The sequence below is a fragment of the Serratia sp. CY31944 genome, from assembly GCF_052169175.1.
GTDB classification, from domain to species: Bacteria; Pseudomonadota; Gammaproteobacteria; order Enterobacterales; family Enterobacteriaceae; genus Serratia; species Serratia sarumanii.
In genome coordinates this window covers 99,362-122,499 of record NZ_JBJNLG010000003.1, presented here as the reverse complement: position 1 = coordinate 122,499, position 23,138 = coordinate 99,362, and the positions used below count along the sequence as shown (strand labels likewise).

General features: G+C 60.9%; 20 protein-coding genes. 12 read left to right on the top strand and 8 right to left on the bottom strand.

The annotated features are described in order from the left end of the window. The first annotated feature begins 1 nt into the window (after window position 1). From ACJ8IN_RS04605 to ACJ8IN_RS04595, 3 genes are all read left to right on the top strand, one after another. Window positions 2-862 (top strand): L-ribulose-5-phosphate 3-epimerase, encoded by an 861-nt coding sequence (locus ACJ8IN_RS04605; RefSeq protein ID WP_060424082.1) that lies wholly within the window; start codon window positions 2-4, stop codon window positions 860-862. Beyond that, window positions 856-1,551 carry an L-ribulose-5-phosphate 4-epimerase gene (araD, locus tag ACJ8IN_RS04600; RefSeq protein ID WP_033649413.1) on the top strand — a complete coding sequence of 232 codons (696 nt, stop codon included), beginning with the start codon at window positions 856-858 and terminating at the stop codon, window positions 1,549-1,551. The genes ACJ8IN_RS04605 and araD overlap by 7 nt, the downstream gene beginning before the upstream one ends. Window positions 1,552-1,694: 143 nt before the next feature. Then, window positions 1,695-2,393: an RluA family pseudouridine synthase gene (locus ACJ8IN_RS04595; protein ID WP_060424084.1), complete on the top strand. Its 699-nt coding sequence runs from the start codon at window positions 1,695-1,697 to the stop codon at window positions 2,391-2,393. Window positions 2,394-2,400: 7 nt separating this feature from the next. Here the strand turns inward: ACJ8IN_RS04595 and ACJ8IN_RS04590 are convergent, their stop codons facing one another. Next, window positions 2,401-2,940 (bottom strand): DUF2058 domain-containing protein, encoded by a 540-nt coding sequence (locus tag ACJ8IN_RS04590; protein WP_025160208.1) that lies wholly within the window; start codon window positions 2,938-2,940, stop codon window positions 2,401-2,403. A 316-nt stretch (window positions 2,941-3,256) separates the two neighbouring features. On the opposite strand from ACJ8IN_RS04590, the gene ACJ8IN_RS04585 reads away from it, so the two are divergent. The 3 genes from ACJ8IN_RS04585 (at window position 3,257) to ACJ8IN_RS04575 (ending at window position 6,812) form a co-directional block, all read left to right on the top strand. Continuing rightward, window positions 3,257-4,234 carry a DUF1852 domain-containing protein gene (locus ACJ8IN_RS04585; RefSeq protein WP_033635868.1) on the top strand — a complete coding sequence of 326 codons (978 nt, stop codon included), beginning with the start codon at window positions 3,257-3,259 and terminating at the stop codon, window positions 4,232-4,234. Window positions 4,235-4,259: 25 nt separating this feature from the next. Then, window positions 4,260-5,291 (top strand): methionine synthase, encoded by a 1,032-nt coding sequence (locus ACJ8IN_RS04580; RefSeq protein ID WP_308326022.1) that lies wholly within the window; start codon window positions 4,260-4,262, stop codon window positions 5,289-5,291. Window positions 5,292-5,462: 171 nt separating this feature from the next. Then, complete coding sequence (locus tag ACJ8IN_RS04575; RefSeq protein WP_060452071.1) at window positions 5,463-6,812, top strand: MFS transporter; 1,350 nt, start codon at window positions 5,463-5,465, stop codon at window positions 6,810-6,812. Between the two features lie 82 nt (window positions 6,813-6,894). Here the strand turns inward: ACJ8IN_RS04575 and mscS are convergent, their stop codons facing one another. Beyond that, window positions 6,895-7,761: a small-conductance mechanosensitive channel MscS gene (gene mscS, locus ACJ8IN_RS04570; RefSeq protein ID WP_033635871.1), complete on the bottom strand. Its 867-nt coding sequence runs from the start codon at window positions 7,759-7,761 to the stop codon at window positions 6,895-6,897. A gap of 205 nt (window positions 7,762-7,966) precedes the next feature. Between mscS and ACJ8IN_RS04565 the strand changes: the two genes are divergently transcribed. Then, on the top strand, window positions 7,967-8,635 hold the full coding sequence (locus tag ACJ8IN_RS04565; protein WP_033635872.1) for a DUF1345 domain-containing protein: 669 nt from the start codon (window positions 7,967-7,969) through the stop codon (window positions 8,633-8,635). Window positions 8,636-8,691: 56 nt separating this feature from the next. Here ACJ8IN_RS04565 and fbaA read toward each other — a convergent pair whose 3' ends face one another. From fbaA to ACJ8IN_RS04545, 4 genes are all read right to left on the bottom strand, one after another. Further along, window positions 8,692-9,771: a class II fructose-bisphosphate aldolase gene (gene fbaA / locus ACJ8IN_RS04560; RefSeq protein ID WP_025304179.1), complete on the bottom strand. Its 1,080-nt coding sequence runs from the start codon at window positions 9,769-9,771 to the stop codon at window positions 8,692-8,694. Window positions 9,772-9,887: 116 nt separating this feature from the next. Next, entirely contained in the window at window positions 9,888-11,051 is a 1,164-nt protein-coding gene (gene pgk / locus ACJ8IN_RS04555; protein WP_025160206.1) for a phosphoglycerate kinase, read from the bottom strand. A gap of 70 nt (window positions 11,052-11,121) precedes the next feature. Continuing rightward, the gene (gene epd / locus ACJ8IN_RS04550; RefSeq protein WP_004931582.1) at window positions 11,122-12,138 is read right to left on the bottom strand and encodes an erythrose-4-phosphate dehydrogenase; all 1,017 of its coding nucleotides are present in this window, start codon (window positions 12,136-12,138) and stop codon (window positions 11,122-11,124) included. A 312-nt stretch (window positions 12,139-12,450) separates the two neighbouring features. After that, window positions 12,451-13,410: a LysR family transcriptional regulator gene (locus ACJ8IN_RS04545; RefSeq protein WP_275428462.1), complete on the bottom strand. Its 960-nt coding sequence runs from the start codon at window positions 13,408-13,410 to the stop codon at window positions 12,451-12,453. A gap of 82 nt (window positions 13,411-13,492) precedes the next feature. Here ACJ8IN_RS04545 and ACJ8IN_RS04540 point away from each other — a divergent pair, with 82 nt between their 5' ends. The 5 genes from ACJ8IN_RS04540 to ACJ8IN_RS04520 all read left to right on the top strand — a co-directional run bounded on the left by ACJ8IN_RS04540 (window position 13,493) and on the right by ACJ8IN_RS04520 (window position 20,206). After that, a complete protein-coding gene (locus tag ACJ8IN_RS04540; protein WP_033652189.1) occupies window positions 13,493-14,578 on the top strand; it encodes a tartrate dehydrogenase in 1,086 nt (361 codons plus the stop codon). Window positions 14,579-14,942: 364 nt separating this feature from the next. After that, entirely contained in the window at window positions 14,943-16,553 is a 1,611-nt protein-coding gene (locus tag ACJ8IN_RS04535) for a BCCT family transporter (RefSeq protein ID WP_060424092.1), read from the top strand. Between the two features lie 26 nt (window positions 16,554-16,579). Further along, on the top strand, window positions 16,580-17,704 hold the full coding sequence (locus tag ACJ8IN_RS04530; RefSeq protein ID WP_033635879.1) for an aromatic ring-hydroxylating oxygenase subunit alpha: 1,125 nt from the start codon (window positions 16,580-16,582) through the stop codon (window positions 17,702-17,704). 46 nt (window positions 17,705-17,750) lie between these two features. Next, a complete protein-coding gene (locus tag ACJ8IN_RS04525) occupies window positions 17,751-19,199 on the top strand; it encodes an NAD-dependent succinate-semialdehyde dehydrogenase (RefSeq protein ID WP_060424094.1) in 1,449 nt (482 codons plus the stop codon). A 41-nt stretch (window positions 19,200-19,240) separates the two neighbouring features. Continuing rightward, window positions 19,241-20,206, top strand: a complete 966-nt coding sequence (locus ACJ8IN_RS04520) for a PDR/VanB family oxidoreductase (protein WP_060424095.1) — start codon at window positions 19,241-19,243, stop codon at window positions 20,204-20,206. 30 nt (window positions 20,207-20,236) lie between these two features. On the opposite strand, the gene ACJ8IN_RS04515 is transcribed toward ACJ8IN_RS04520, so the two are convergent. Beyond that, the gene (locus tag ACJ8IN_RS04515; RefSeq protein ID WP_060424096.1) at window positions 20,237-21,307 is read right to left on the bottom strand and encodes an ABC transporter ATP-binding protein; all 1,071 of its coding nucleotides are present in this window, start codon (window positions 21,305-21,307) and stop codon (window positions 20,237-20,239) included. Then, on the bottom strand, window positions 21,300-23,069 hold the full coding sequence (locus tag ACJ8IN_RS04510; protein ID WP_033635883.1) for an ABC transporter permease: 1,770 nt from the start codon (window positions 23,067-23,069) through the stop codon (window positions 21,300-21,302). The genes ACJ8IN_RS04515 and ACJ8IN_RS04510 overlap by 8 nt, the downstream gene beginning before the upstream one ends. Between the last annotated feature and the right edge of the window lie 69 nt (window positions 23,070-23,138).

Sequence of the window (23,138 nt, the reverse complement as noted above, 5' to 3'; positions counted from 1 at the left end):
TATGCGTCAGCACCCGTTGGGGATTTACGAGAAAGCGCTGCCGAAACACCTGAGCTGGCCCGAACGCCTGGCGCTGGTCAAGGCCTGCGGCTTCGACTTCGTCGAAATGTCGGTGGACGAAAGCGATGAACGCCTGGCGCGCCTGAGCTGGAGCAAAGCGCAGCGCCTGGCGCTGGTGGACGCCATGCTGGAAACCGGCATCCGCATCCCGTCGATGTGCCTCTCCGGCCACCGGCGCTTTCCGTTTGGCAGCCACGATCCGGCGCTGCGCCAGCGCGCCTTCGACGTGATGGAACAGGCCATTAAGCTGGCCCAAGACGTCGGTATCCGCACCATCCAGCTGGCCGGCTACGACGTGTATTACGAAGAGCAGGACGAGGGGACGCTGGCGCGCTTTAGCGAAGGCATGCAGTGGGCGGTAGAACGTGCCGCCGCCGCCCAGGTGATGCTGGCGGTGGAAATTATGGATACCGCCTTTATGAACTCGATCGGTAAATGGAAAGCCTGGGACGCCCTGCTGGCCTCGCCGTGGTTCACGGTGTATCCAGACGTTGGCAACCTCAGCGCCTGGGGCAACGACGTGCCGCGCGAGCTGGAGCTGGGCATCGATCGCATCGCCGCCATTCACCTGAAAGACACCTACCCGGTCACCGCCGCTTCGCCGGGGCAATTCCGTGACGTGCCGTTTGGCGAAGGCTGCGTCGACTTCGTCGAGGTGTTTCGCACGCTACAGCGCCTCAATTACCGCGGCGCATTCCTGATTGAGATGTGGACAGAAAAAGCCGAGGAGCCGGTGGCCGAGATCGTTCAGGCCCGCCGCTGGATCGAACAGAAAATGCAACAAGGGGGCATGACATGCTGACTCAGTTAAAACAACAGGTGCTGGAGGCCAATCTCGATCTGCCGCGCCATAAGCTGGTGACCTTTACCTGGGGCAACGTCAGCGCGGTGGATCGCGAACGCGGCCTGGTGGTGATCAAGCCTTCCGGCGTTGAATACGAGCATATGACGGCGGAGGATATGGTGGTGGTCGATCTGGCCAGCGGCCGCACCGTCGAAGGGGCAAAGAAACCGTCGTCGGACACCGCCACCCATCTGGCGCTGTACCGCGAATTTGCCGATATCGGCGGCATCGTCCACACCCATTCCCGCCACGCCACCATCTGGGCGCAGGCCGGGCTGGACATCCCCGCCTGGGGAACCACCCACGCCGACTATTTTTATGGCGCCATCCCCTGCACGCGCCTGATGACCCAGGATGAAATTGAGCACGATTACGAACTGGAAACCGGCAAGGTGATTATCGAAACCTTCCGCCGGCGCGATATCAATCCCAACGCTATCCCAGCGGTACTGGTCAACGCCCACGGCCCCTTCGCCTGGGGCAAAGACGCCCACAATGCGGTGCATAATGCGGTGGTGCTGGAAGAAATTGCCTACATGGGCATTTTCTCACGCCAGCTGACGCCGGGCATCCACAGCATGCAGCGCGAACTGCTGGACAAACACTACCTGCGCAAACACGGCCAAAACGCCTACTACGGGCAGTAGAGCGCCGGGGCCATAACCGTTGCGCCCGATGCTTTGCCGCATCGGGTGCCAGCGGGCATGAGGCGCAGTGATAACGATAACCGCATTCGCCCATCGGCGAAAAATTCGCTATCATCCGCACCCACCTTCCAGCCGGCCGCCCGATGTCTACTGTCACCGATACCTTTATCGCCCCACCATGCCATGACCAAATAGAGATCCTCTATCAGGACGATCATCTGGTGCTGATCAATAAGCCGGCCGGGCTGCTCAGCCTGTCGGGCAAGAATCCGCAGAATCTCGATTCGGTACACCATCGGCTGGTACAGACCTTCCCCGGCTGCACCCTGGTGCACCGCCTGGATTTCGGCACGTCCGGCTTGATGGTGGTGGCCCGCAACAAGGCCGTCAACGCCGCACTCTGCCGGCAGTTCAGCGAGCGCACCGTCGGCAAAGTGTACAGCGCGCTGCTGTGCGGCCATCTGGCGGATAACGAAGGGGTAATAGACGCGGCGATCGCCAAAGATCCGGCGCTGTTCCCGCTGATGTCGATTTGCGCCCTCCACGGCAAGCCCGCCCGCTCCCGCTATCGGGTCGTCGAGCGTTTTTATCGTGAAGCGGAGGACGGGATCTCGCTGCCGCTGACGCGGGTGCAGCTCATCCCGGAGACCGGGCGCACCCACCAGCTGCGTATTCACAGCCGGCAGTTGGGCCACCCTATTTTAGGCTGCGATCTGTATGGCGGGCGACGGCTGCCAGGTACCGAACAGACGCCGCGGCTGATGCTGCACGCCAGCGAGCTGGACTTTGTGCACCCCATTAGCGGGGAGCGGATCGCCGCTCGTCACGCCGCGCCGTTCTGAACGCGGCTTACCACATCAAATCGTCGGGCACTTTAAAGTCGGCGTACGGATCGTCTTCATCCTGTTCTTCCTGACTCAGCGCGCTGTGCAGCACAATGCTGGCCGCATCACGCTGCGCGATTTTATCGGCGACGCTCGCGGGGATAATCGCGTATTCACACTCTTCCCGGTTCTCGACCACCAGGCGTGCAATGGCGAGGCGGCCATTGATCAGCTGGGTTTGCGTCGCCTTATCCACCAGGATTTTCTTGATCAGGTTACCGTCGGTGAAGTTGAAACCGATATCGCCTTTCGCCAGAACGATGCGGTTCATTTCGATCAGCTGTTTCACCTGCGCCTTGTACTCTTTGGACAGCGCGGCCTGCTTTTGCTGCTCGCTCAGCTGCTTATCGCGCTCAAGCTGCGCCTTTTTATTCTCTTCCACCGCCTCTCTGGCCTCGCGGGCCTGAACGCGTGATTTTTTAGCCGTTCTTTGGACTTTGGCCATTTTCTTGCTGGTTACCAAGCCCGCTTTGAGCATCTGCTCTTGTAAGGTGAGTTTTGTCATGTTCGTGTCTGAAGCCGTGGGATCATGGGGGGATTATACCCGTAATTTTTCAGGCTGCACCAGGTTGCCGGCCCGGTACGTTGGCGGTTTGCGCCGCAGGGCGACGGCGGCCAACCGGCCCGAACGCCAGATCATGAATAGCGCTCATGTGGTAATGAAATTAAGTCTCTTTCACTCCCACCGGGACTCTGGCAAAAATAGACCTCATTAACGACAGACAATATGAAATCGGCTGAATAAAAAAAGAGAAAAACAACCCATTGAAAGAAATGGATAAATCCAGCCTTCATATCATATAACAGGATGCTATAAGACGATGAATAGAGACTTTGCCTTTACGATTAAGAGCAGTTCTTTCGATGAAGACTATAACCCTTCTGAAAGTACGCGTATCACCACCAACTTCGCCAATTTGGCCAGAGGGGAAAACCGCCGGGAGAACCTGCGCAACACGCTGGTGATGATTAACAATCGCTTCAATTCGTTGGCGCATTGGGATAACCCCAAGGCCGACCGCTATTCGGTTGAGCTTGACATCATTTCGGTGGAGATGCGCGTTGAAGATCAGGGCGCCAGCTTCCCGGTGATCGAAATCCTGAAAACCAACATCATCGATAAAAAAACGCAAAAGCGAATTGAGGGCATCGTCGGGAACAATTTCTCGTCTTACGTGCGCGATTATGACTTTAGCGTCTTGCTGCCGGCGCACAATAAAAACACGGCGGAATTCACTATCCCGAATGATTTCGGCGATTTGCACGGCAATATCTTTAAGCACTTCGTCAATTCAAACGAATACCATGAGAATTTCAGCAAACCGCCGGTGATCTGCCTCAGCGTGTCCAGCAAAGACACCTATCATCGGACGGGCAATCAACATCCGGTGTTGGGCGACGAGTATCGGCAAGACGGCGCTTCGCTGACCGACCGGTATTTTAAAAAAATGGGCCTGCAGGTGCGCTATTTCATGCCGAAAAATAGCGTCGCGCCCCTGGCGTTTTATTTCCCCGGGGATTTGCTGAGCGATTACACCGATCTGGAGCTGATCGGCACCATCAGCACGATGGAGACCTTCCAAAAAATCTATCGGCCTGAAATTTACAATGCCAACTCGGCGGCGGGGCAATGCTATCAGCCAAGCCTGAATAACCAGGACTATTCATTAACCAAGATTGTTTACGATCGCGAAGAGCGTAGCCAGTTAGCGATTGAGCAGGGGAAATTTACGGAAGAGCAATTTATCAAACCCTACAAGCCCATTCTTGAGCAATGGTCTGCTCACTACGCGCTTTGATTCACTCAAATACAGGTCATCTATTATGAAAATATTGCTCCCTACCTCGACCGCCGGCAGCTTGCCTAAACCTTCCTGGCTGGCCCAACCGGAAACCCTGTGGTCGCCCTGGAAATTGCAAAATGAAGAATTAATCGAAGGAAAACAGGACGCCTTGCGTTTGTCGCTGGCTGAACAACAACAGGCTGGCATCGATATCGTCAGCGATGGCGAGCAAACGCGCCAACACTTCGTCACGACGTTTATCGAGCACCTCAGCGGCGTCGATTTCGAGAAACGCGAAGTGGTTAAAATCCGCAATCGCTATGAGGCGAGCGTGCCGAGCGTCGTGGGTGCGGTGGCGCGCCAAAAGCCCGTTTTCGTTGAAGACGCCAAATTTTTACGCCAGCTGACCAAGCAGCCGATTAAATGGGCCCTGCCGGGGCCGATGACCATGATCGACACGCTCTATGACAACCACTATAAAAGCCGCGAAAAATTGGCCTGGGAGTTCGCCAAGATCCTCAATCAGGAAGCCAAAGAGCTCGAGGCCGTCGGCGTCGACATTATTCAGTTTGATGAGCCCGCATTTAACGTGTTCTTTGACGAGGTGAATGACTGGGGCATCGCCGCCCTGGAAAGGGCCGTTGAAGGGCTTAAGTGTGAAACGGCGGTGCATATCTGCTATGGATACGGCATTAAGGCCAATACCGACTGGAAAAAGACGCTGGGCTCAGAGTGGCGGCAATATGAAGAGGCGTTTCCTAAGCTGCAAACGTCTACCATCGATATTATCTCGCTCGAGTGTCATAACTCGCACGTCCCGATGGATCTGCTGGAACTGATTCGCGGCAAAAAAGTGATGGTCGGCGCCATTGATGTGGCGAATCATACCGTTGAGACGCCGGAGGAAGTGGCCGCTACGCTGCGCAAAGCGCTGCAGTTTGTCGATGCCGACAAGCTCTATCCGTCGACCAACTGCGGCATGGCTCCCCTGCCTCGTCAGGTCGCCAGCGGCAAGCTGAATGCCTTGAGTGCCGGCGCCGAGATCGTGCGCCGAGAACTGCTGGCCAAATAATCGCGCCATCGCCCGCCGCAGTAGCCTCCTGCGGCGGACGATGATCATCGACTCCCCCTCCCCGCAACGCCCCCGCTCTGGTGTATACTCGGATTTCTACGCGATGCCAGCCACAGCGGCCTGAACGGCCCCTCAGCCAGCCCACACCAGCTTAATAACAGTGGAACCCTCATGAGCCCAGATACCGCTCGCATCAGCGAAATTATCGATCGCGCCAGGATCTCGCCTTATCAAATCCTCATCCTCACCCTGTGTTTCCTGATCGCCCTGCTGGACGGGTTCGATACCGCCATCATCGGCTATATCGCCCCGGCGCTGCGCGAAGAGTGGGGCCTGCAGCCCTCGCAGCTCTCCCCCGCCTTCGGCGCGGGGTTGTTCGGCCTGCTGATCGGCAGCCTGCTGTTCGGGCCGATCGCCGACGCCATCGGCCGCAAACGCGTGCTGCTCGTCGCGGTGCTGGTATTTGGCGGCTGCACCCTGGCTTCGGCCTATACGCATTCGATCGAATCCCTGACCCTGTTGCGCTTCATCACCGGCATTGGCCTCGGGGGCGCGATACCGACCTGCATCACCCTCAGCTCGGAGTACTCACCGGCGCGCCGCCGCATGCTAATGGTCACCCTGAGCTGGAGCGGCTTTACCGCCGGCTTGGCCCTGGGCGGCCTGCTGGCCGGGCAGATCATTCCTGCATTTGGCTGGCGCGGAGTGCTGCTGGTCGGCGGCATCGCGCCATTGGCGCTGCTGCCGCTGCTGGCCTGGCAGATGCCCGAATCGGTGCGCTTTATGGCCGCCAGCGCCAGGCATGCCGATCGGCTGCGCCGGGTGGTCGAGCGTATCACCGGCCAACGTTGGACGGGGATAACCATTGTCGATGACGAGCGCCCGGCACAGGCCAAGTCGCCGATCTCGCACCTGTTTATCGAAGGGCGCGCCGCGCGCACCCTGCTGCTGTGGGCGGCGTTCTTCTGCTCGCTGTTCGTGTTCTACCTGCTTACCAGTTGGCTGCCGACGATACTTAAAGACGCCGGTTACGATATCGTCCACGCCTCGCGCATCGGGGCGATGGTGCCGCTCGGCGGCACCCTGGGCGCCATCCTGATGGCGCTGCTGATGGACCGGATCGGGCCCTACCGCGTGCTGGCCGTCTCCTACCTGGGGGCCGCGCTGGTGATCGGCGCGACCGGGTATCTGATGGGCGACGTCTACACGCTGGCCGCCGTCGTGTTCCTGATAGGCTTCGGCGTGGCCGGCGCGCAGAACGGCCTGAATCTGGTTTCCGCCACCCTTTATCCGACCGCGGCCCGCGTCACCGGCGTCAGCTGGGCCATGGCCAATGGCCGCTTCGGCTCGATCGTCGGCTCGATGCTCGGCGCCTGGATGATGACCGCCGCCGGCTCGGCGGAAGTGTTCTTCCTCTGGCTGGCGCTGCCGGCGCTGCTGGGCGCGGGCGCCATCTTCCTGCTCTATCGCCTCAGCCTGCGCCGCCGCGCACCGCTCGCCAAGCCGGTCGCCGGCGCCTGAACTCGCGGAAAAGAAAAGGCCGAGACGCCCTTGGAGACGTCTCGGCCTGTAATGAAAAAGGGGGCCAAGGCCCCCTTCTCTGTTATTCCGCCTTGGCGGAAGCGTCTTCGGTGCGATACAGGTGCACGTCCATCTGCGGGAACGGAATGCCGATGTTGTGGGCATCCAGCGCGCGCTTGAAGTTTTCCATCAGATCGAAGTACACGTTCCAGTATTCCGCGTTGGTGGTCCAGGAACGGGTGACAAAGTTCAGGGAAGACGGCGCCATCTCGTTCAGACGCACGGTCACGCCTTTGGCGTGCATGATGCGCTTGTCGGCGGCGATCACATCGCCCAGCACCTTCTTCACCACGTCGATATCGGCGTTGTAGGCCACGCCTACCACGATATCCACGCGGCGGTTCGGCTCGCGAGAATAGTTGATGATGTTGCCGGCGATGATTTTACCGTTCGGCACCACGATGGTTTTGTTGTCTGCGGTACGCAGGGTGGTGGAGAAAATCTGCACCTGATCGACGGTACCGGCCACGCCGCCCAGATCGACATATTCCCCCACGCGCAGCGGACGGAAGATCACCAGCAGCACGCCGGCGGCGAAGTTGGACAGCGAACCTTGCAGCGCCAGGCCGACGGCCAAACCGGCGGCGCCCAGCACGGCGATCACCGAGGTGGTCTGCACGCCGACACGCCCCAGCACGGCGATGAAGGTGAACGCCAGCACACCGTAGCGCACGATCGCCGCCAGGAAGTCTGCCACCGTGGCGTCGATGCCGCGCAGCTTCATCACGCGGTTCAGCGCATTACCGACCACGCGGGCCACGATCGAACCGATGATCAGGATAACGATGGCGGCGACGATATTCACCGCGTACTGGATCAACAGATCCTGGTTCTTCACCAACCAGTTGCCGGCACCGTTGATGCCGTCTACTACATTCAAATCTTTCATTCGTGTCGTCCTAACTCAGTCCCTAACGGGAGAAACTCGCAAAAATACACTGGCCTCGGCAGCCAGTCGGAAACCACCGCCTAAGGGTAACCAACATTAAAGGCTCATGCCAACCGTCAGCGTTAAAAATAGCCGAAACCGCTCGCCGCTTCTTCTATGCTGAAAACAGCGCTTTGGCCATTTCACGACAAGGGATCCGTTCTTCATGCACATTCGCTCTTCGCTCAAACATTATTGGCAAGTGCGGCCCAGGCTGCTGTTTTCCGTCGGCGCCGGGCTGTTGTGCTTTCTGCTGCTGCCCGCCCAGCTCTCGTTGCTGCAGCGCTTGATGATCGGCTGGAATACGCTGGCCTGGCTCTACCTGCTGTTTCTCTGGCGACTGATGCTGGTCAGCACGCCGCAGCACATTCGCCAGATCGCCCGGCGGCAGGATGAAAGCGCCAGCACGGTGTTGGCGCTGGTCAGTTTCGGTTGTCTGGTGAGCATTCTGGCGATCCTGTTCGAATTGAGCAGCGCCAAACAGGCCAGCGACTCGCTGAAAACCCTGCATCTGGCGTTAACCGGCGGAACGCTGGCGGTCTCCTGGCTGCTGCTGCCGACCGCCTTCACCATGCACTACGCCCATCAATTTTATCGCCAGGGTGCGCAGCAGGAGCCTTTGCCGCTGCTGTTTCCCGGCAATCTCACCGAGCCGACCTATCTGGACTTCGCCTACTTCTCTTTCACCATCGCGGTCGCGTCGCAAACCGCCGACGTGGCGGTCGGCGCCGCGGAGGTGCGTAAAATCGCGCTCGTACAGTCGGTTATTTCGTTCGTGTTCAACATGCTGATCCTGGGCCTGTCTATCAACGTCGGCGCCGGCCTGCTGGGCTGAAAACGAAAAAGGCTCCCCGCAGGGAGCCTTTTGCATCGTGCAACAGGTGCCGAAGATTACAGAACGTCTACCGCGTTCAGATCTTTGAAGGCCTGCTCCAGACGCGTCACCATGCTGGTCTGCGCTGCGCGCAGCCATACGCGTGGATCGTAGTATTTCTTGTTCGGCTGATCGGCGCCTTTCGGGTTGCCCAGCTGGCCCTGCAGGTAAGCTTCGTTCGCTTTGTAGTACTGCAGGATGCCGTCCCAGGTCGCCCATTGGGTGTCGGTGTCGATGTTCATCTTGATCACGCCGTAACCCACAGACTCTTTGATCTCTGCGTCGGTAGAACCGGAACCGCCGTGGAACACGAAGTTCAGGCTGTTGTGCGGCAGGTTGAATTTCTTGGACACGTAGTCCTGAGAATCACGCAGGATGGTCGGGGTCAGCTTGACGTTGCCTGGCTTGTACACGCCGTGCACGTTACCGAAGGAGGCAGCGATGGTGAAGCGCGGGCTGATGGCGTTCAGTTTTTCGTACGCGTAAGCCACGTCTTCCGGCTGGGTGTACAGTGCGGAAGCGTCCATATGGCTGTTGTCCACGCCATCTTCTTCACCGCCGGTGCAGCCCAGTTCGATTTCCAGCGTCATGCCGATTTTGGCCATGCGCTTCAGGTAGGCGCTGCAGATCTCGATGTTTTCTTCCAGAGACTCTTCAGACAGATCGATCATGTGAGAAGAGAACAGCGGTTTGCCGGTAGCGGCGAAGTGCTTCTCGCCAGCGTCCAGCAGGCCGTCCAGCCATGGCAGCAGTTTCTTCGCGCAGTGGTCGGTGTGCAGGATCACCGGCACGCCGTAGTGTTCAGCCATCTGGTGAACGTGGTGTGCGCCGGAGATGGCACCCAGAATCGCTGCGCCCTGAGGCACATCGGTCTTCACGCCTTTGCCGGCGATGAACGCGGCGCCGCCGTTGGAGAACTGAACGATGACCGGCGCGCGCACTTTAGCCGCGGCTTCCAGCACTGCGTTAATGGAGTCGGTACCCACGCAGTTTACCGCTGGCAGCGCAAAGTTGTTCTCTTTAGCAACTGCGAAGACTTTCTGAACGTCATCACCCGTGATGACACCCGGTTTTACGAAATCAAAAATTTTAGACATGTTACTTTGTCCTGTTTCGTCGGCCGTAGATGGATGTAAATCGATGTTTTCACGCCGCGCAGCGTGAGCCGCGCGGTATAAAACAAACGGGCGGCTTTCGCCTCCCGTTGTCTGAATTACTGCTTAGCGCGCTCTTCCAGCATCACGACTGCAGGCAGCGGTTTCCCTTCAACGAATTCCAGGAATGCGCCACCGCCGGTGGAGATGTAGGAAATTTTGTCAGCGATACCGAACAGATCGATGGCTGCCAGAGTGTCGCCGCCGCCAGCGATAGAGAAAGCGTCGCTATCGGCGATCGCGCGGGCGACAATTTCGGTGCCCTTACGGAAGTTAGGGAACTCGAATACGCCAACCGGGCCATTCCACAGAATGGTCTTGGCGTTCTTCAGGATAACGGCCAAACGCTCGGCAGAGACGTCGCCCATATCCAGAATTTGCTCGTTGTCCTGGATCTCGTTGGCCTGCTTCACGGTCGCGGTCGCGGTTTCGGAGAACTCTGTCGCGACGCGCACGTCGGTCGGAACCGGGATGTCGCAGGTTTCCAGCAGTTTCTGCGCGTTCGGGATCAGGTCAGGTTCGTACAGGGACTGGCCCACGTTGTTGCCCTGCGCCGCCACGAAGGTGTTGGCGATGCCGCCGCCGACGATCAGCTGATCGGCGATTTTGGACAGGGAATCCAGCACGGTCAGTTTGGTGGAGACTTTAGAACCGCCCACGATGGCGACCATCGGACGGGCCGGGTTGCCCAGGGCCTTGCCCAGCGCTTCCAGCTCGGCGGACAGCAGCGGGCCGGCACAGGCGACAGGCGCGAACTTGCCCACGCCGTGGGTGGAAGCCTGCGCGCGGTGCGCGGTACCGAACGCGTCCATCACGTACACGTCGCACAGCGCCGCGTATTTCTTGGACAGGGTTTCGTCATCTTTCTTCTCGCCCTTGTTGAAACGGACGTTTTCCAGCACCACCAGTTCGCCTTCGGCGACGTCGACGCCATCCAGATAATCCTTCGCCAGACGCACTGGGGATTTCAGGTGATCTTTCAGGTAGTTAACAACAGGCAGCAGGGAGAATTCTTCGTTGTACTCGCCTTCGGTAGGACGACCCAGGTGGGAGGTTACCATCACGCGGGCGCCTTGCTTCAGCGCAGCTTCGATAGTCGGCAGGGAAGCGCGGATACGCGCGTCGGAAGTCACTTTACCGTCTTTTACCGGCACGTTCAGATCGGAGCGGATCAGTACGCGTTTACCCGCCAGATCCAGATCGGTCATCTTAATTACAGACATGGTGAACCCTCTTTATTGAATCTCTATAAAATTGCCTGAGCAGCGCGCCAATCACGCCGGCGCCGCCGTACTAGAAACCGCTGGCGGCCATTGCCCGTGTTGTATCCAACATCCGATTGGCAAAGCCCCATTCATTGTCGCACCAGACCAAGGTCTTTATCAGGTGCTGCCCGCTGACCCGGGTCTGCGTACCGTCGACGATAGCGCTGTGCGGGTCATGGTTAAAATCGATCGAGACCAATGGTAATTCCGTGTAGTCAACTATACCACGAAATGATTCCCGTGCGGCCTTTTGCAACAGCTGGTTGACCTCCGCCACCTTCACCGCGGCGCTCACGCTGACGCTGAGATCGATAGCCGTCACGTTGATGGTCGGCACGCGCACCGAGATCGCCTCGAAGCGATCGCAAAACTGCGGGAAGATACGGGTGATGCCCGCGGCCAGCTTGGTGTCGACCGGAATGATCGACTGGCTCGCCGCGCGGGTGCGCCGCAAATCCGCGTGATACGCGTCGATCACCGGCTGATCGTTCATCGCCGAGTGAATGGTGGTCACGGTGCCGGATTCGATGCTGTAGGCGTCGTCCAGCAGCTTGATCACCGGAATAATGCAGTTGGTGGTGCACGAGGCGTTGGACACGATGCGATGTTCCGCCAACAGCGTCTGATGGTTGACGCCGAACACGATGGTGGCGTCCAGATCGTTGCCGCCCGGATGGGCGAACAGCACTTTCTTCGCCCCCGCCGCCAGATGGGCTTCGCCATCCGCCCGGCTGCCGTACACGCCGCTGCAGTCCAGCACCACGTCGACGCCCAGCTCGCCCCAGGGCAACTGCTCCACCGCCGGCTGATGCAACAGGCGAATCGCGTCGTCCCCGACGCTCAGCGTGTCGCACTCTTGCCGCACATCCCAGGCGAAGCGGCCGTGGCTGGAATCGTACTTCAGCAGATGAGCCATGCCCTCGGCGTTCGCCAGCTCGTTGATCGCCACCACGGAGATTTCCGCCCGTCGTCCCGATTCGTACAGTGCGCGCAATACGCTGCGGCCGATGCGGCCAAAGCCGTTTATCGCTATGCGGATGGTCATGCTGCTCCTGAAAAAGGGCCGTCCCGCCGGGCTGACTCACCGGCGCCGGGCCGGCGCTGACTGGTTGTCTCACTAACCCGCATAGAGTAGTGGATCGCACCGCCCGCTGTGAATCGCCGCGTTTGCATTATTCCTGCGCTTCAGCGGCTTTTCGCCGCCGTCACATCGGCATTTCTGTCGAAGAGTGCTTCAACTGAAACGCTTCAGCTGAGCATAAACCAAAGTTTTGGCAAAAGGAACAGGTGCAACAGTTCCACAAGTAACGGAGGGGAGTTTTACGAGCATAAGATGATCTGGCGCACGTTTTTGGCCTCAAGGCCGCGGCGGATTTTCACTCGCTGGCCCCGTTTCGCCGTAGTGCTCGCGGAAATAGTCGCGCAAAAATTCGACCGTCACCCGCACTTTCGCCGACGTTGCCAGCCGGGAAACGTACACCGCCCAGATGTTGGCCGGCTGAAAATACTCCGGCAGAATGTGCACCAACCGGCCGCTGTCGATGTTCTCTTTCACGTCCCAGGCGGAACGCAGCGCGACGCCCTGCCCGTCCAGGCACCACTGATGCACGATTTCGCCGTGGTTCGACGCCAGCGCCCCCGTCACTTTCACCGTCTCTTCGCCGCCCGGCCCCTGCAGCCGCCACAGCCCGAACGGGTGATCGCGCTCCTTGATCACCAGGCAGGTGCGGCCCGCCAGCTCCGCCACGCTTTTCGGCACGCCGTGGCGCTGTAGATACGCCGGCGAAGCGCACAGGATGCGCTGGTTGTCCGCCAGCTTGCGCGCGATCAAATTGGGGGCGATATCGTCGCCGATGCGGATATCCAGATCGAACCCTTCGCTGACCAGATCCACCAACCGATCGGACACGTCGAGCCGCAGCTCCAGCTGCGGATACTCCCGCGCCAGCGCCGACAGCGCCGGGGCCACGAAGCGTCGGCCGAAGCCGAAGCTGCTGACCACGCGCAGCATGCCCTGCGGCGCCTGACGCACCTCGGACAGTTCATCCATCATCTGATCGACATCGTTGAGAATGCGCTGCGCCCATTCGTAGATGCGCTCGCCGTCCTCGGTGATCGCCACTCGCCGCGTGGTGCGATGCAGCAGCGACACGTCCAGCGCCTTCTCCAGCAACGCAATGCGTTTGCTGATAAAGGCCGGCGACACGCCCAGCTCTTCGGCGGCGGCGGCAAACCCGGCGCGGCGCGCTACCAGCACGAACACCCGCAGGTCACTCAGGATCGGCATATTGTTCATGATTCGTGTTTTATGTTTCACCGTTTTCGAGATTGATTAACAGTTAGTCAATTATAGGATAAGAGTGTTGTCAATCTCCCCTACCTACAAATGAGACCTCTGTATGAGCAAAACTTACAAGATTGCCGCTATCCCCGGGGACGGTATCGGGCGGGAAGTGTTGCCGGAAGGCATACGGGTATTGCAGGCGGCGGCGGCGCGCTGGGATCTGTCGCTGGAGTTCGCCACCTTCGAGTGGGCCAGCTGCGACTACTACCAGCACCACGGCCAGATGATGCCGGACGATTGGTTTGAGCAGCTCAAGGGCTTCGACGCCATCTATTTCGGCGCCGTCGGCTGGCCGGATACGGTGCCCGATCACATTTCGCTGTGGGGTTCGCTGCTGAAATTCCGCCGCGACTTCGAGCAGTACGTCAACCTGCGCCCGGTGCGGCTGTTTCCCGGCGTGCCCTGCCCGCTGGCAAACAAGCAGCCGGGCGACATCGATTTCTACGTGGTGCGCGAAAATACCGAAGGGGAATACTCCTCGCTCGGCGGGCGGATGTTCGAAGGCACCGAGCGCGAAATGGTGATCCAGGAATCAGTCTTCACCCGCCAGGGCGTGGACCGCATCCTGAAGTACGCCTTTGAGCTGGCGCAGCAGCGCCCGCGCAAACGCCTGACCGCCGCCACCAAGTCCAACGGCATGGCCATCAGCATGCCGTACTGGGACGAGCGCGTGGCGGAAATGGCGCGCCAGTACCCCGACATCGCCTGGGACAAACAGCACATCGATATTCTGTGCGCGCGCTTCGTGCTGAACCCCGAACGCTTCGACGTGGTGGTGGCCTCCAACCTGTTCGGCGATATTCTGTCGGATCTCGGCCCGGCCTGCACCGGCACCATCGGCATTGCGCCGTCGGCCAACCTGAATCCGGAGCGCAACTTCCCGTCGCTGTTCGAACCGGTGCACGGCTCGGCGCCGGACATTTTCGGCAAGAACATCGCCAACCCGATCGCCATGATCTGGAGCGGCGCGATGATGCTGGACTTCCTCGGCGACGGCGATGCCCGTTACCGCCAGGCGCACGACGGCATCCTGCAGGCGATCGAGCGCATCATCGCCGACGGGCCGCGCACGCCTGACATGCGCGGCGATGCCTCCACCCAGCAAGTTGGCCAGGCGATCGCCGCCCTGCTGCAACGCTAAGCATCGCCGGTTTTCCTGCGCAGGGCGCCCTTTCGCGCCCTGCTTTGCCACGTCCGTTTTTCCGCTTCGATCGCCGCCGCAAATCCGCTGAAAACCACCGCAGAAAGCACGCCAATACCCCGGCCAAGATCACAACAAATTGTTTACATACTGTGTTTTATCCTTTTACAGATGCCCCAATTGTGGCCCTCCTGTAATTTGTGCACACTCGAAAATGTTAATGAAGAGTAAATATTCTCGGCGGCGTTCTGCCGGGGCGTTTACTCCTCGCGGTGTAACAAAACAAAGGGTTCAAACCAATAAGGCCCGGGCGCACCCTACGCTTCGCGCACCGGCCCACCACCGATAACAGGAGTTCACTCCCATGCAGAGCAACCCTAAAAAGGATGTCACGCTCATCGCCATCAGCCTGTGCAGTATTGCGCTGATCGCCATTTGCCTGATGCTCTTTCCGGCTCAATCCGCGCTTATCGCCAACACCATTTTCAACGGCGTCACCCGGCTGTTCGGTTCAACCATTCAAATCCTGGTGCTGATCGCCCTGCTGGTGGTGCTGTATCTGGCGTTGAGCAAATACGGCAACATCCGCCTCGGCGAAGGCAAACCGCAATACTCCACGCTGGCCTGGCTGTTCATGTTCATCTGCGCCGGCCTGGGCTCGTCCACCCTGTATTGGGGGGTGATGGAATGGGCGTATTACTACCAGACGCCGGGGCTGAACATCGCGCCGCGTACCCCGAAGGCGCTGGAATACAGCATCAGCTACTCCTTTTTCCACTGGGGCCTGAGCGCCTGGGCGACCTACGCCCTCGCCTCGCTGATCATGGCCTACCATTTCCACGTGCGTAAGAACAAAGGGCTCAGCCTGTCGGGGATCATTTCCGCCATCACCGGCGTGCGCGCCAACGGCCCGATCGGGCGGATGGTGGATCTGATTTTCCTAGTCGCCACCGTCGGCGCCCTCACCATTTCGCTGGTGCTGACCGCCTCCACCTTTACCCGCGGGCTGACGGCGCTGACCGGCATCCCTGACAATTTCGCGGTGCAGGCGACGGTGATCCTGCTGGCGGCGGTGATCTTCTGCCTCAGCTCCTACATCGGCATCGACGGCGGCATGCAGCGCCTGAGCAAAATGGTCGGCTGGGGCGCATTCGCCTTCGCCGGGCTGGTGCTGCTGGTCGGCCCCACCGAGTTCACCATCAACAACACCATCAACGCCATCGGCCTGACGGCGCAAAACTTCCTGCAGATGAGCCTGTTCACCGATCCGATGGGCGACGGCAGCTTCAGCCGCAGCTGGACGGTGTTCTACTGGCTGTGGTGGATCTCTTACACCCCGGGCGTGGCGATGTTCGTCACCCGCGTCTCGCGCGGCCGCAAGATTAAAGAGGTGATCTGGGCGCTGCTGCTCGGCAGCACCCTCGGTTGCTGGTTCTTCTTCGGTTCGCTGGAAAGCTACGCCATGCACCAGTTCATCAGCGGGCAGCTCAACGTGCCGGAGATCCTCAGCACCCAAGGCGGCGAAACCGCCGTGCAGATGCTGCTGACGGCGCTGCCGCTCGGCAAGCTGTTCCTGGCCGCCTATCTGTTCATCATGATCATTTTCCTGGCCTCGCACATGGACGCGGTGGCCTACACCATGGCCGCCACCAGCACCCGCAACCTGCAGGAGGGGCAAGATCCCAGCCCGATGCTGCGCCTGTTCTGGTGCGTGGTGATCACCCTGATCCCGCTGTCGATCCTGTTCACCGGCGCCTCGCTGGACACCATGAAAACCACGGTGATCCTGACCGCGCTGCCGTTCCTGCTGGTGCTGCTGGTGAAAACCTACGGCTTCACCCGCTGGCTGAAGCAGGACTACGCGGCCATCCCGGCGCACCTGATCGAAAGCAGCGCGCCGGCGCTGCCCGAGGTGCCGCCGGCCGCCGAACTCTCCGCTCCATCGTCGTATCAACCGCGCCCTATGGCGAAATGACAATAAGAAAAGAGGAAGGTTAACTTATGAGCACTCTGATCCCTGAATTTACCTTACCGAAAGATTTCTGCGCCGACGCCCGCGAGGCTTACACCATTCCGGCCCGGTTCTATACCCACCAGGCGGCGTTCGAGCACGAAAAAGAGCAGGTGTTCGCCACCAGTTGGATCTGCGTGGCGCACCGCAGCGAGCTCGCCGAACCGAACGACTACATCACCCGCGAGATCATCGGTGAAAACATTCTGGTGGTGCGCGGCCGCGACAACGTGCTGCGCGCCTTTTACAACGTCTGCCCGCACCGCGGCCACCAGCTGCTGGCGGGCGACGGCCGGGCGAAAAACGTCATCACCTGCCCTTATCACGCCTGGGCGTTCAAGCTGGACGGCGAACTGGCGCACGCGCGCAACTGCGAAAACGTGCAGAACTTCGATAAGGAAAACTCGCACCTGATGCCGGTGCGGGTCGAAGAGTACGCCGGGTTTATTTACGTCAATCTGGACTCGCAGGCCGGCACGGTGGAAGACCAGCTGCCGGGCCTCGGCGCCAAAGTGCGCGAAGCCTGCCCGCAGGTAGACGATCTCAAACTGGCGGCGCGCTTCGTCACCCGTACCCCGGCCAACTGGAAGAACATCGTCGACAACTACCTCGAGTGCTACCACTGCGGCCCGGCACACCCCGGTTTCGCCGACTCGGTGCAGGTCGACCGCTACTGGCACACCCTGCACGGCAACTGGACGCTGCAGTTCGGCTACGCCCGCCCTTCCGAGCAGTCGTTCAAGTTTGAAGAGGGTAAAGAAGCCAGCTTCCACGGCATCTGGCTGTGGCCGTGCACCATGTTCAACATGCCGCCGCTGGAAGGCATGATGACGGTGATCTATGAGTTCCCGGTCGATGCGGAAACCACCCTGCAGCACTACGACATTTACTTCACCAACGCCGATTTGAGCGACGAACAGCTCAAACTGATCGACTGGTACCGCGACGTGTTCCGCCCGGAAGATCTGCGGCTGGTGGAGAGCGTGCAAAAAGGCCTCAAATCGCGCGGCTATCGCGGCCAGGGGCGCATCATGGCCGACGGCGCCGGCAGCGGCGTCAGCGAGCACGGCATCGCCCACTTCCACAACCTGCTGGCGCAGGTTTATCAACCCTGATGCGACGGGGCCCACGAGCCCCCTCCCCCTGACTTGTGAGGTTCTCGTGAATATTTCCGATCGGGCGCTATTCCGCCAACAGGCCTACATCAACGGCCAATGGCGCGACGCCGACAACCAGGAAATCCTGCCGGTGAGCGATCCCGCCACCGGCCAACGCATCGGCAGCGTGCCCAACATGGCGACGGCCGAAACCCAACGGGCGATCGACGCCGCCCAGCAGGCGCTGGAAGGCTGGCGCGCGCTGCCGGCACAACAGCGCGCGCAGCTGCTGCGCCGCTGGTTCGAACTGATGCTGGAACACCAGCAGGATCTGGCCAGCCTGATGACGCTGGAGCAAGGCAAGCCACTGGCGGAATCGCTGGGCGAGATCCGCTACGCCGCCTCCTTTATCGAATGGTTCGCCGAACAGGCCAAACGCACCAATGGAGACATCATTCCCTCGCCGAGCGGCGATAAACGCCTGATGGTGCTGAAGCAGGGCATTGGCGTGTGCGCGGCGATCACCCCCTGGAACTTCCCGGCGGCGATGATCACCCGCAAGGCCGCGCCGTCGCTGGCGGCCGGCTGCACGCTGGTGGTCAAACCCGCTAACGAAACCCCTTACTCGGCGCTGGCGATGGCCGAGCTGGCTGAGCGCGCCGGCATTCCCGCCGGGGTATTCAACGTGGTGACCGGCAACTCGCAGGCGATCGGCGCCGAGCTGACCCGCCACCCGCAGGTGCGCAAACTGAGCTTTACCGGCTCCACGCCGGTGGGCAGGCTGCTGATGCGCCAGAGCGCGGACACCATCAAGAAAGTGTCGCTGGAGCTGGGCGGCAACGCGCCGTTCATCGTGTTTGACGATGCGGACATCGATGCCGCGGTGGAGGGCGCGCTGATCGCCAAATACCGCAACGCCGGGCAGACCTGCGTCTGCGTCAACCGGTTCTACGTGCAGCGCGGCGTTTACCCGCAGTTCGCCGAGAAGTTTGTCGCCCGGGTGGCGGCACTGCAGGTCGGCAACGGCTTCGAGCCCGGCGTGCAGATCGGCCCGCTGATCAACCGCAAGGCGCGCGACAAGGTGCTGGAGCTGCTCGATGACGCGCTGAGCAAAGGCGCTCGGGTGCTGACCGGCGCCACGCCGCACGCGCTGGGCGGCAATTTCTTCACGCCGACGGTGCTGGGCGACGTGCAGCCCGGCTCGCTGCTGCTGGAAGAAGAGATCTTCGGCCCGGTCGCGCCGCTGGTGGCGTTCGATGACGAAGCCGAGGCGATCCGCCAGGCCAACGACACCATCTACGGCTTGGCCGCCTACTTCTACACCCGCGATGCGGCGCGCATCTGGCGCGTTTCGGAGCGGCTGGAGTACGGCATGGTCGGCATCAATACCGGCCTTATCTCCAACGAGGTAGCCCCGTTCGGCGGGGTGAAGCAGTCGGGTCTGGGGCGTGAAGGCTCCGAATACGGCATCGAAGACTATCTGGAGCTCAAATACCTGTGCCAGGCGGTATAACTTTTTCATGCGCGGGGACGCCCGCGCTTTGGAGCCAATAAATGACCAGCTATCAGATGCTTGATGTTCGCGTCGTCGACATCGACCCCGTCACCGCGCAGGTCAAGCGCTTTACCCTGGCGGATCCTCAGGGCCGGCCGCTGCCCGCCTTCAGCGGCGGCAGCCACATCATCGTGCAAATGCAGGACGGCGAGCAGCGTTACAGCAATGCCTATTCGCTGCTGAGCTCACCGTTCGAGCTCGACCGTTACCAGATCGCCGTGCGCCGTGAGTCCCCTTCCAAAGGCGGTTCCGACTTCATGCACGATCGGCTGGCGATCGGCGATACGCTGACCATCAGCACCCCCAATAACCTGTTCGCGCTGGCGCCCGAGGTGCAGCATCACGTGCTGATCGCCGGCGGCATAGGCATCACGCCGTTTATGGCCCATCTGCACGAGCTGCAGCGCAGCGGGCAACGCTATCATCTTCACTACTGCTTCCACAGCGAGGAACACAACGCCTTCCAGCAACAGCTGACGCAAGCACCGTTCACCGACAACGTCAGTTGCCATGTCTCCAGTCTTAACGGCCGGTTGGATCTGGCGCGCACGCTGGCCGACGTGGAGCCCGGCGCCCATATCTACGTCTGCGGCCCGGCGGCGCTGAACGAAGCGGTTTACCGGACCGCCGCCGAACTGGGCATCGACGCCGCTCGCTTGCACAGCGAAGCCTTCGCCGCTGAAGACACGGCGGGCGGTGCCTTTACGCTGGTGCTGGCCCGCTCAGGTATTGAGCTTGAAGTGGCGGAAGACATGACCATCCTGCAGGCGCTGGAAAACAGCAAGGCGGCCAGGGTCGAGTGCCTGTGCCGCGAAGGCATTTGCGGCACCTGCGAAACCCGCATCGTCGAGGGGGAAGCCGATCACCGCGATCAGTATCTCAGCGACGAAGAGCGCGCGGCGCAGCAAACCCTGTTGATCTGCTGCTCGCGCGCCAAAGGCAGCCGGCTGGTGCTGGATCTGTAAACGGAACGCCCGCGCCTGCGGGCGTCCTGATTAGGCTTTCGGGAATATCCACAGATGCTCGGCCGGCAGGGAGAGCCGGCACAGCGCCCGATCGCGCGCTTCGTGGCCATAGGCGCGCACCACGAAATCCTCGGCCACGGTGCGGAACAGGTATTCCCAGCGATCGCCGAGATACATGCTGGTCAGCAGCGGCAGCTCAAGCTGGTTGCCCTGCGGATCTTCGCCCAACCGCACGCGCTCCACGCGGATCACCGCCGAGCCCTCCTGGCCGACCTGCACGCCTGCGCCCGCTTTGCCCCACAGCGCCCAATCCTTGCCTTCGATGCGCGCCCGGTCGCCTTCCAGCGCGACAACCTTGCCCGGCAAGCGGTTGTTGCTGCCCATGAACTCGGCGGTGAACAGCGTGGTGGGCGAACCGTACATCTCCTGCGGCGTGCCCTGCTGTTCGATTTTGCCGTTATTGAGCAGCAGGATGCGATCGGAGATGGCCATCGCCTCGTTCTGATCGTGGGTCACCATCAGCGCCGACAGGCCAAGCTTGATGATCAACTCGCGCAGGAATACCCGCGCCTCTTCGCGCAGCTTGGCGTCAAGGTTGGACAGCGGCTCGTCCAGCAGGATCACCGGCGGGTTGTAGACCAGCGCACGCCCAATCGCCACGCGCTGCTGCTGGCCGCCGGATAGCTGGTGCGGATGGCGCTTGGCCAGATGCCCCAACCCGAGCTGATCCAGCACCGCCTGCACCCGCTGGGTGATTTCCGCCGAGGCGATCTTACGCAGCTTCAGCGGGTAAGCGACGTTCTCAAACACCGTTTTATGCGGCCACAGCGCGTAGGACTGAAACACCAGCCCCAGGTTGCGCTCTTCGGCGGGAATTTCGCTGCGCGCGCTGCCGTTGTACACCGCGCTGTTGCCGATGACGATCCGCCCCTGGCTCGGTTTCTCCAGCCCGGCCACCGCCCGCAGCAGCGTGGTTTTGCCGCTGCCCGACGGGCCCAGCAGCGAGACCACTTCGCCCCGTTTCAGATCCATCGACACCCCTTTCAACACCGGGTTGTCGCCATAGGTCAAATGCAGATTCTCTACCGAAAGTTCAATCATGTAATTTCACTCCAAAGCGCAAGGCAATCCCCAGCCCCAGCACCACCAGCAGGATATTGATGAACGACAGCGCGGCGACGATATCGATAGCGCCCGCGGCCCACAGGGAAACCAGCATCGAGCCGATGGTTTCCGTGCCCGGAGACAGCAGATACACCCCGGTAGAATATTCGCGTTCAAAAATCAGGAACATCAGCAGCCAGGAGCCAATCAGGCCGTAGCGCGACAGCGGAATGGTGACGTGGCGGGTGATCTGGCCACGGCTGGCGCCGGCGCTGCGCGCCGCCTCCTCCAGTTCCGGCCCCACCTGCAGCAGCGTGGAAGAGATCAGCCGCAGGCCGTAAGCCATCCACACCACGGTGTACGCCAGCCAGACGCTGAAGATGGTGCTGCGCAGCGAACGCAGCCAGACAATCCAGTTAGCACGCAGCCACTCGGCCATCGGCAGCGCCGACAGCCAGCCCTCCTTGAGCGATTTGTCCAGCCACATCGGCAGGAACAGAAACACCCACAGGAATGCCAGACCGGCCAGCAGCCCCGGCACAGCGCGCGGCACCAGCACGCTGTAATCGAGGAAGCGCGTGGCGCCATCCGGCTTGCGGTGCATGGCGATGCCGATGAACAGGTAGCACGCCACCGCCAGCGCCCCGCCAATCACCCCAATCGCCATTGAGTTGACGATGGCGCGCAGCAGGTTGGGCTGCGCCCAGATGGTGCGGAAGGTGTTGATCGACAGCTCGTCCCAGACTGACACGCCCACGCCCCAGTTGGAGATAAAGGCGCGCAGCACCACGCCGATCAGCGGCACGCCGATGGTCACGGTCAGCCAGAACACCACCACCGCGCCGGCCACCCAGCGCCATTTGCCCAGCGGCAGCGCGCGGGCCTGCGAGGCTTTGCCCTTGACGGTAACGAAGCGGTTGGCGGTGCGCATCAGCCGGCGCTGCAGCATCACCAGCGGAATGGTGATGCAGATCAGCACCACCGCCACCGCCGCCATCAGGTGGTAAGACGGCGTGCCCAGCTTGTTGGTCAACTGGTACAGGTAGGTCGCCAGCACCAGATTGCCCTCCGGATCCCCCAGCACCAGCATCAGGCCGAACACTTCTAGCCCGAGGAAGAACAGCAGCACCCCGGCGTACAGGATAGACGGCCGCACCATCGGCAGGCTGACGGCGGTCATCACCTGCAGCGGCGTGGCGCCGGCGGTGCGCGCCGCTTCTTCAACGTCGGAGCCCACGCTGCGCAGCGCCGAGGAGATGTACAGATACGCGTGGGGCACGTGCGTCAATCCGGCAATCACCACGATGCTGGCCATCGAATAGATGTTCCACGGCACAAAGCCCAGCAGCGCCTGCGCCCACAGCGAGAAGAAACCCACCGGCCCCGCCGCCACCACGTAACCGAAACCCAGCACCATCGGCGACACGAAGATCGGCACCAGAATCAGCGGTTCGATGATCCGCCGCCCCGGCAGATCGGTGCGCACCATCAGGAAAGCCAAAATGCCGCCGAGGGGGATGGCGATGATCACCAGGCCGAATGCCAGAATAAAGCCGCTTTTCAGCGCCTTGTAGAAATCCGGATCGGTAAAGATGAACTCGAAGGCCTCCAGGCTGAAGACCTTGGAGGGAGAGAAAAACGGTGCCGAAAGGAAGCTTTGAATGATGATAAACGACAGGGGGACATAGATAACCAGCGCGGTTATCAACACCACCAGGCCGCGCGGCAGGCTCTGCCACTTTCTGCGCCATGCTTGCATAAATGCTCCCTATGGTTGTAAACGACGACCAAAGGGCGCGCACCCCTGCGACAGGCGCGCGTCCGAATG

Coding starts and splice junctions, on each gene's coding strand:
- ACJ8IN_RS04605 (WP_060424082.1), top strand. CDS start 2: ATGCGTCAGCACCCGTTGGGGATTTACGAGAAAGCGCTGCCGAAACAC.
- araD (WP_033649413.1), top strand. CDS start 856: ATGCTGACTCAGTTAAAACAACAGGTGCTGGAGGCCAATCTCGATCTG.
- ACJ8IN_RS04595 (WP_060424084.1), top strand. CDS start 1,695: ATGTCTACTGTCACCGATACCTTTATCGCCCCACCATGCCATGACCAA.
- ACJ8IN_RS04590 (WP_025160208.1), bottom strand. CDS start 2,940: ATGACAAAACTCACCTTACAAGAGCAGATGCTCAAAGCGGGCTTGGTA.
- ACJ8IN_RS04585 (WP_033635868.1), top strand. CDS start 3,257: ATGAATAGAGACTTTGCCTTTACGATTAAGAGCAGTTCTTTCGATGAA.
- ACJ8IN_RS04580 (WP_308326022.1), top strand. CDS start 4,260: ATGAAAATATTGCTCCCTACCTCGACCGCCGGCAGCTTGCCTAAACCT.
- ACJ8IN_RS04575 (WP_060452071.1), top strand. CDS start 5,463: ATGAGCCCAGATACCGCTCGCATCAGCGAAATTATCGATCGCGCCAGG.
- mscS (WP_033635871.1), bottom strand. CDS start 7,761: ATGAAAGATTTGAATGTAGTAGACGGCATCAACGGTGCCGGCAACTGG.
- ACJ8IN_RS04565 (WP_033635872.1), top strand. CDS start 7,967: ATGCACATTCGCTCTTCGCTCAAACATTATTGGCAAGTGCGGCCCAGG.
- fbaA (WP_025304179.1), bottom strand. CDS start 9,771: ATGTCTAAAATTTTTGATTTCGTAAAACCGGGTGTCATCACGGGTGAT.
- pgk (WP_025160206.1), bottom strand. CDS start 11,051: ATGTCTGTAATTAAGATGACCGATCTGGATCTGGCGGGTAAACGCGTA.
- epd (WP_004931582.1), bottom strand. CDS start 12,138: ATGACCATCCGCATAGCGATAAACGGCTTTGGCCGCATCGGCCGCAGC.
- ACJ8IN_RS04540 (WP_033652189.1), top strand. CDS start 13,493: ATGAGCAAAACTTACAAGATTGCCGCTATCCCCGGGGACGGTATCGGG.
- ACJ8IN_RS04535 (WP_060424092.1), top strand. CDS start 14,943: ATGCAGAGCAACCCTAAAAAGGATGTCACGCTCATCGCCATCAGCCTG.
- ACJ8IN_RS04530 (WP_033635879.1), top strand. CDS start 16,580: ATGAGCACTCTGATCCCTGAATTTACCTTACCGAAAGATTTCTGCGCC.
- ACJ8IN_RS04520 (WP_060424095.1), top strand. CDS start 19,241: ATGACCAGCTATCAGATGCTTGATGTTCGCGTCGTCGACATCGACCCC.
- ACJ8IN_RS04515 (WP_060424096.1), bottom strand. CDS start 21,307: ATGATTGAACTTTCGGTAGAGAATCTGCATTTGACCTATGGCGACAAC.
- ACJ8IN_RS04510 (WP_033635883.1), bottom strand. CDS start 23,069: ATGCAAGCATGGCGCAGAAAGTGGCAGAGCCTGCCGCGCGGCCTGGTG.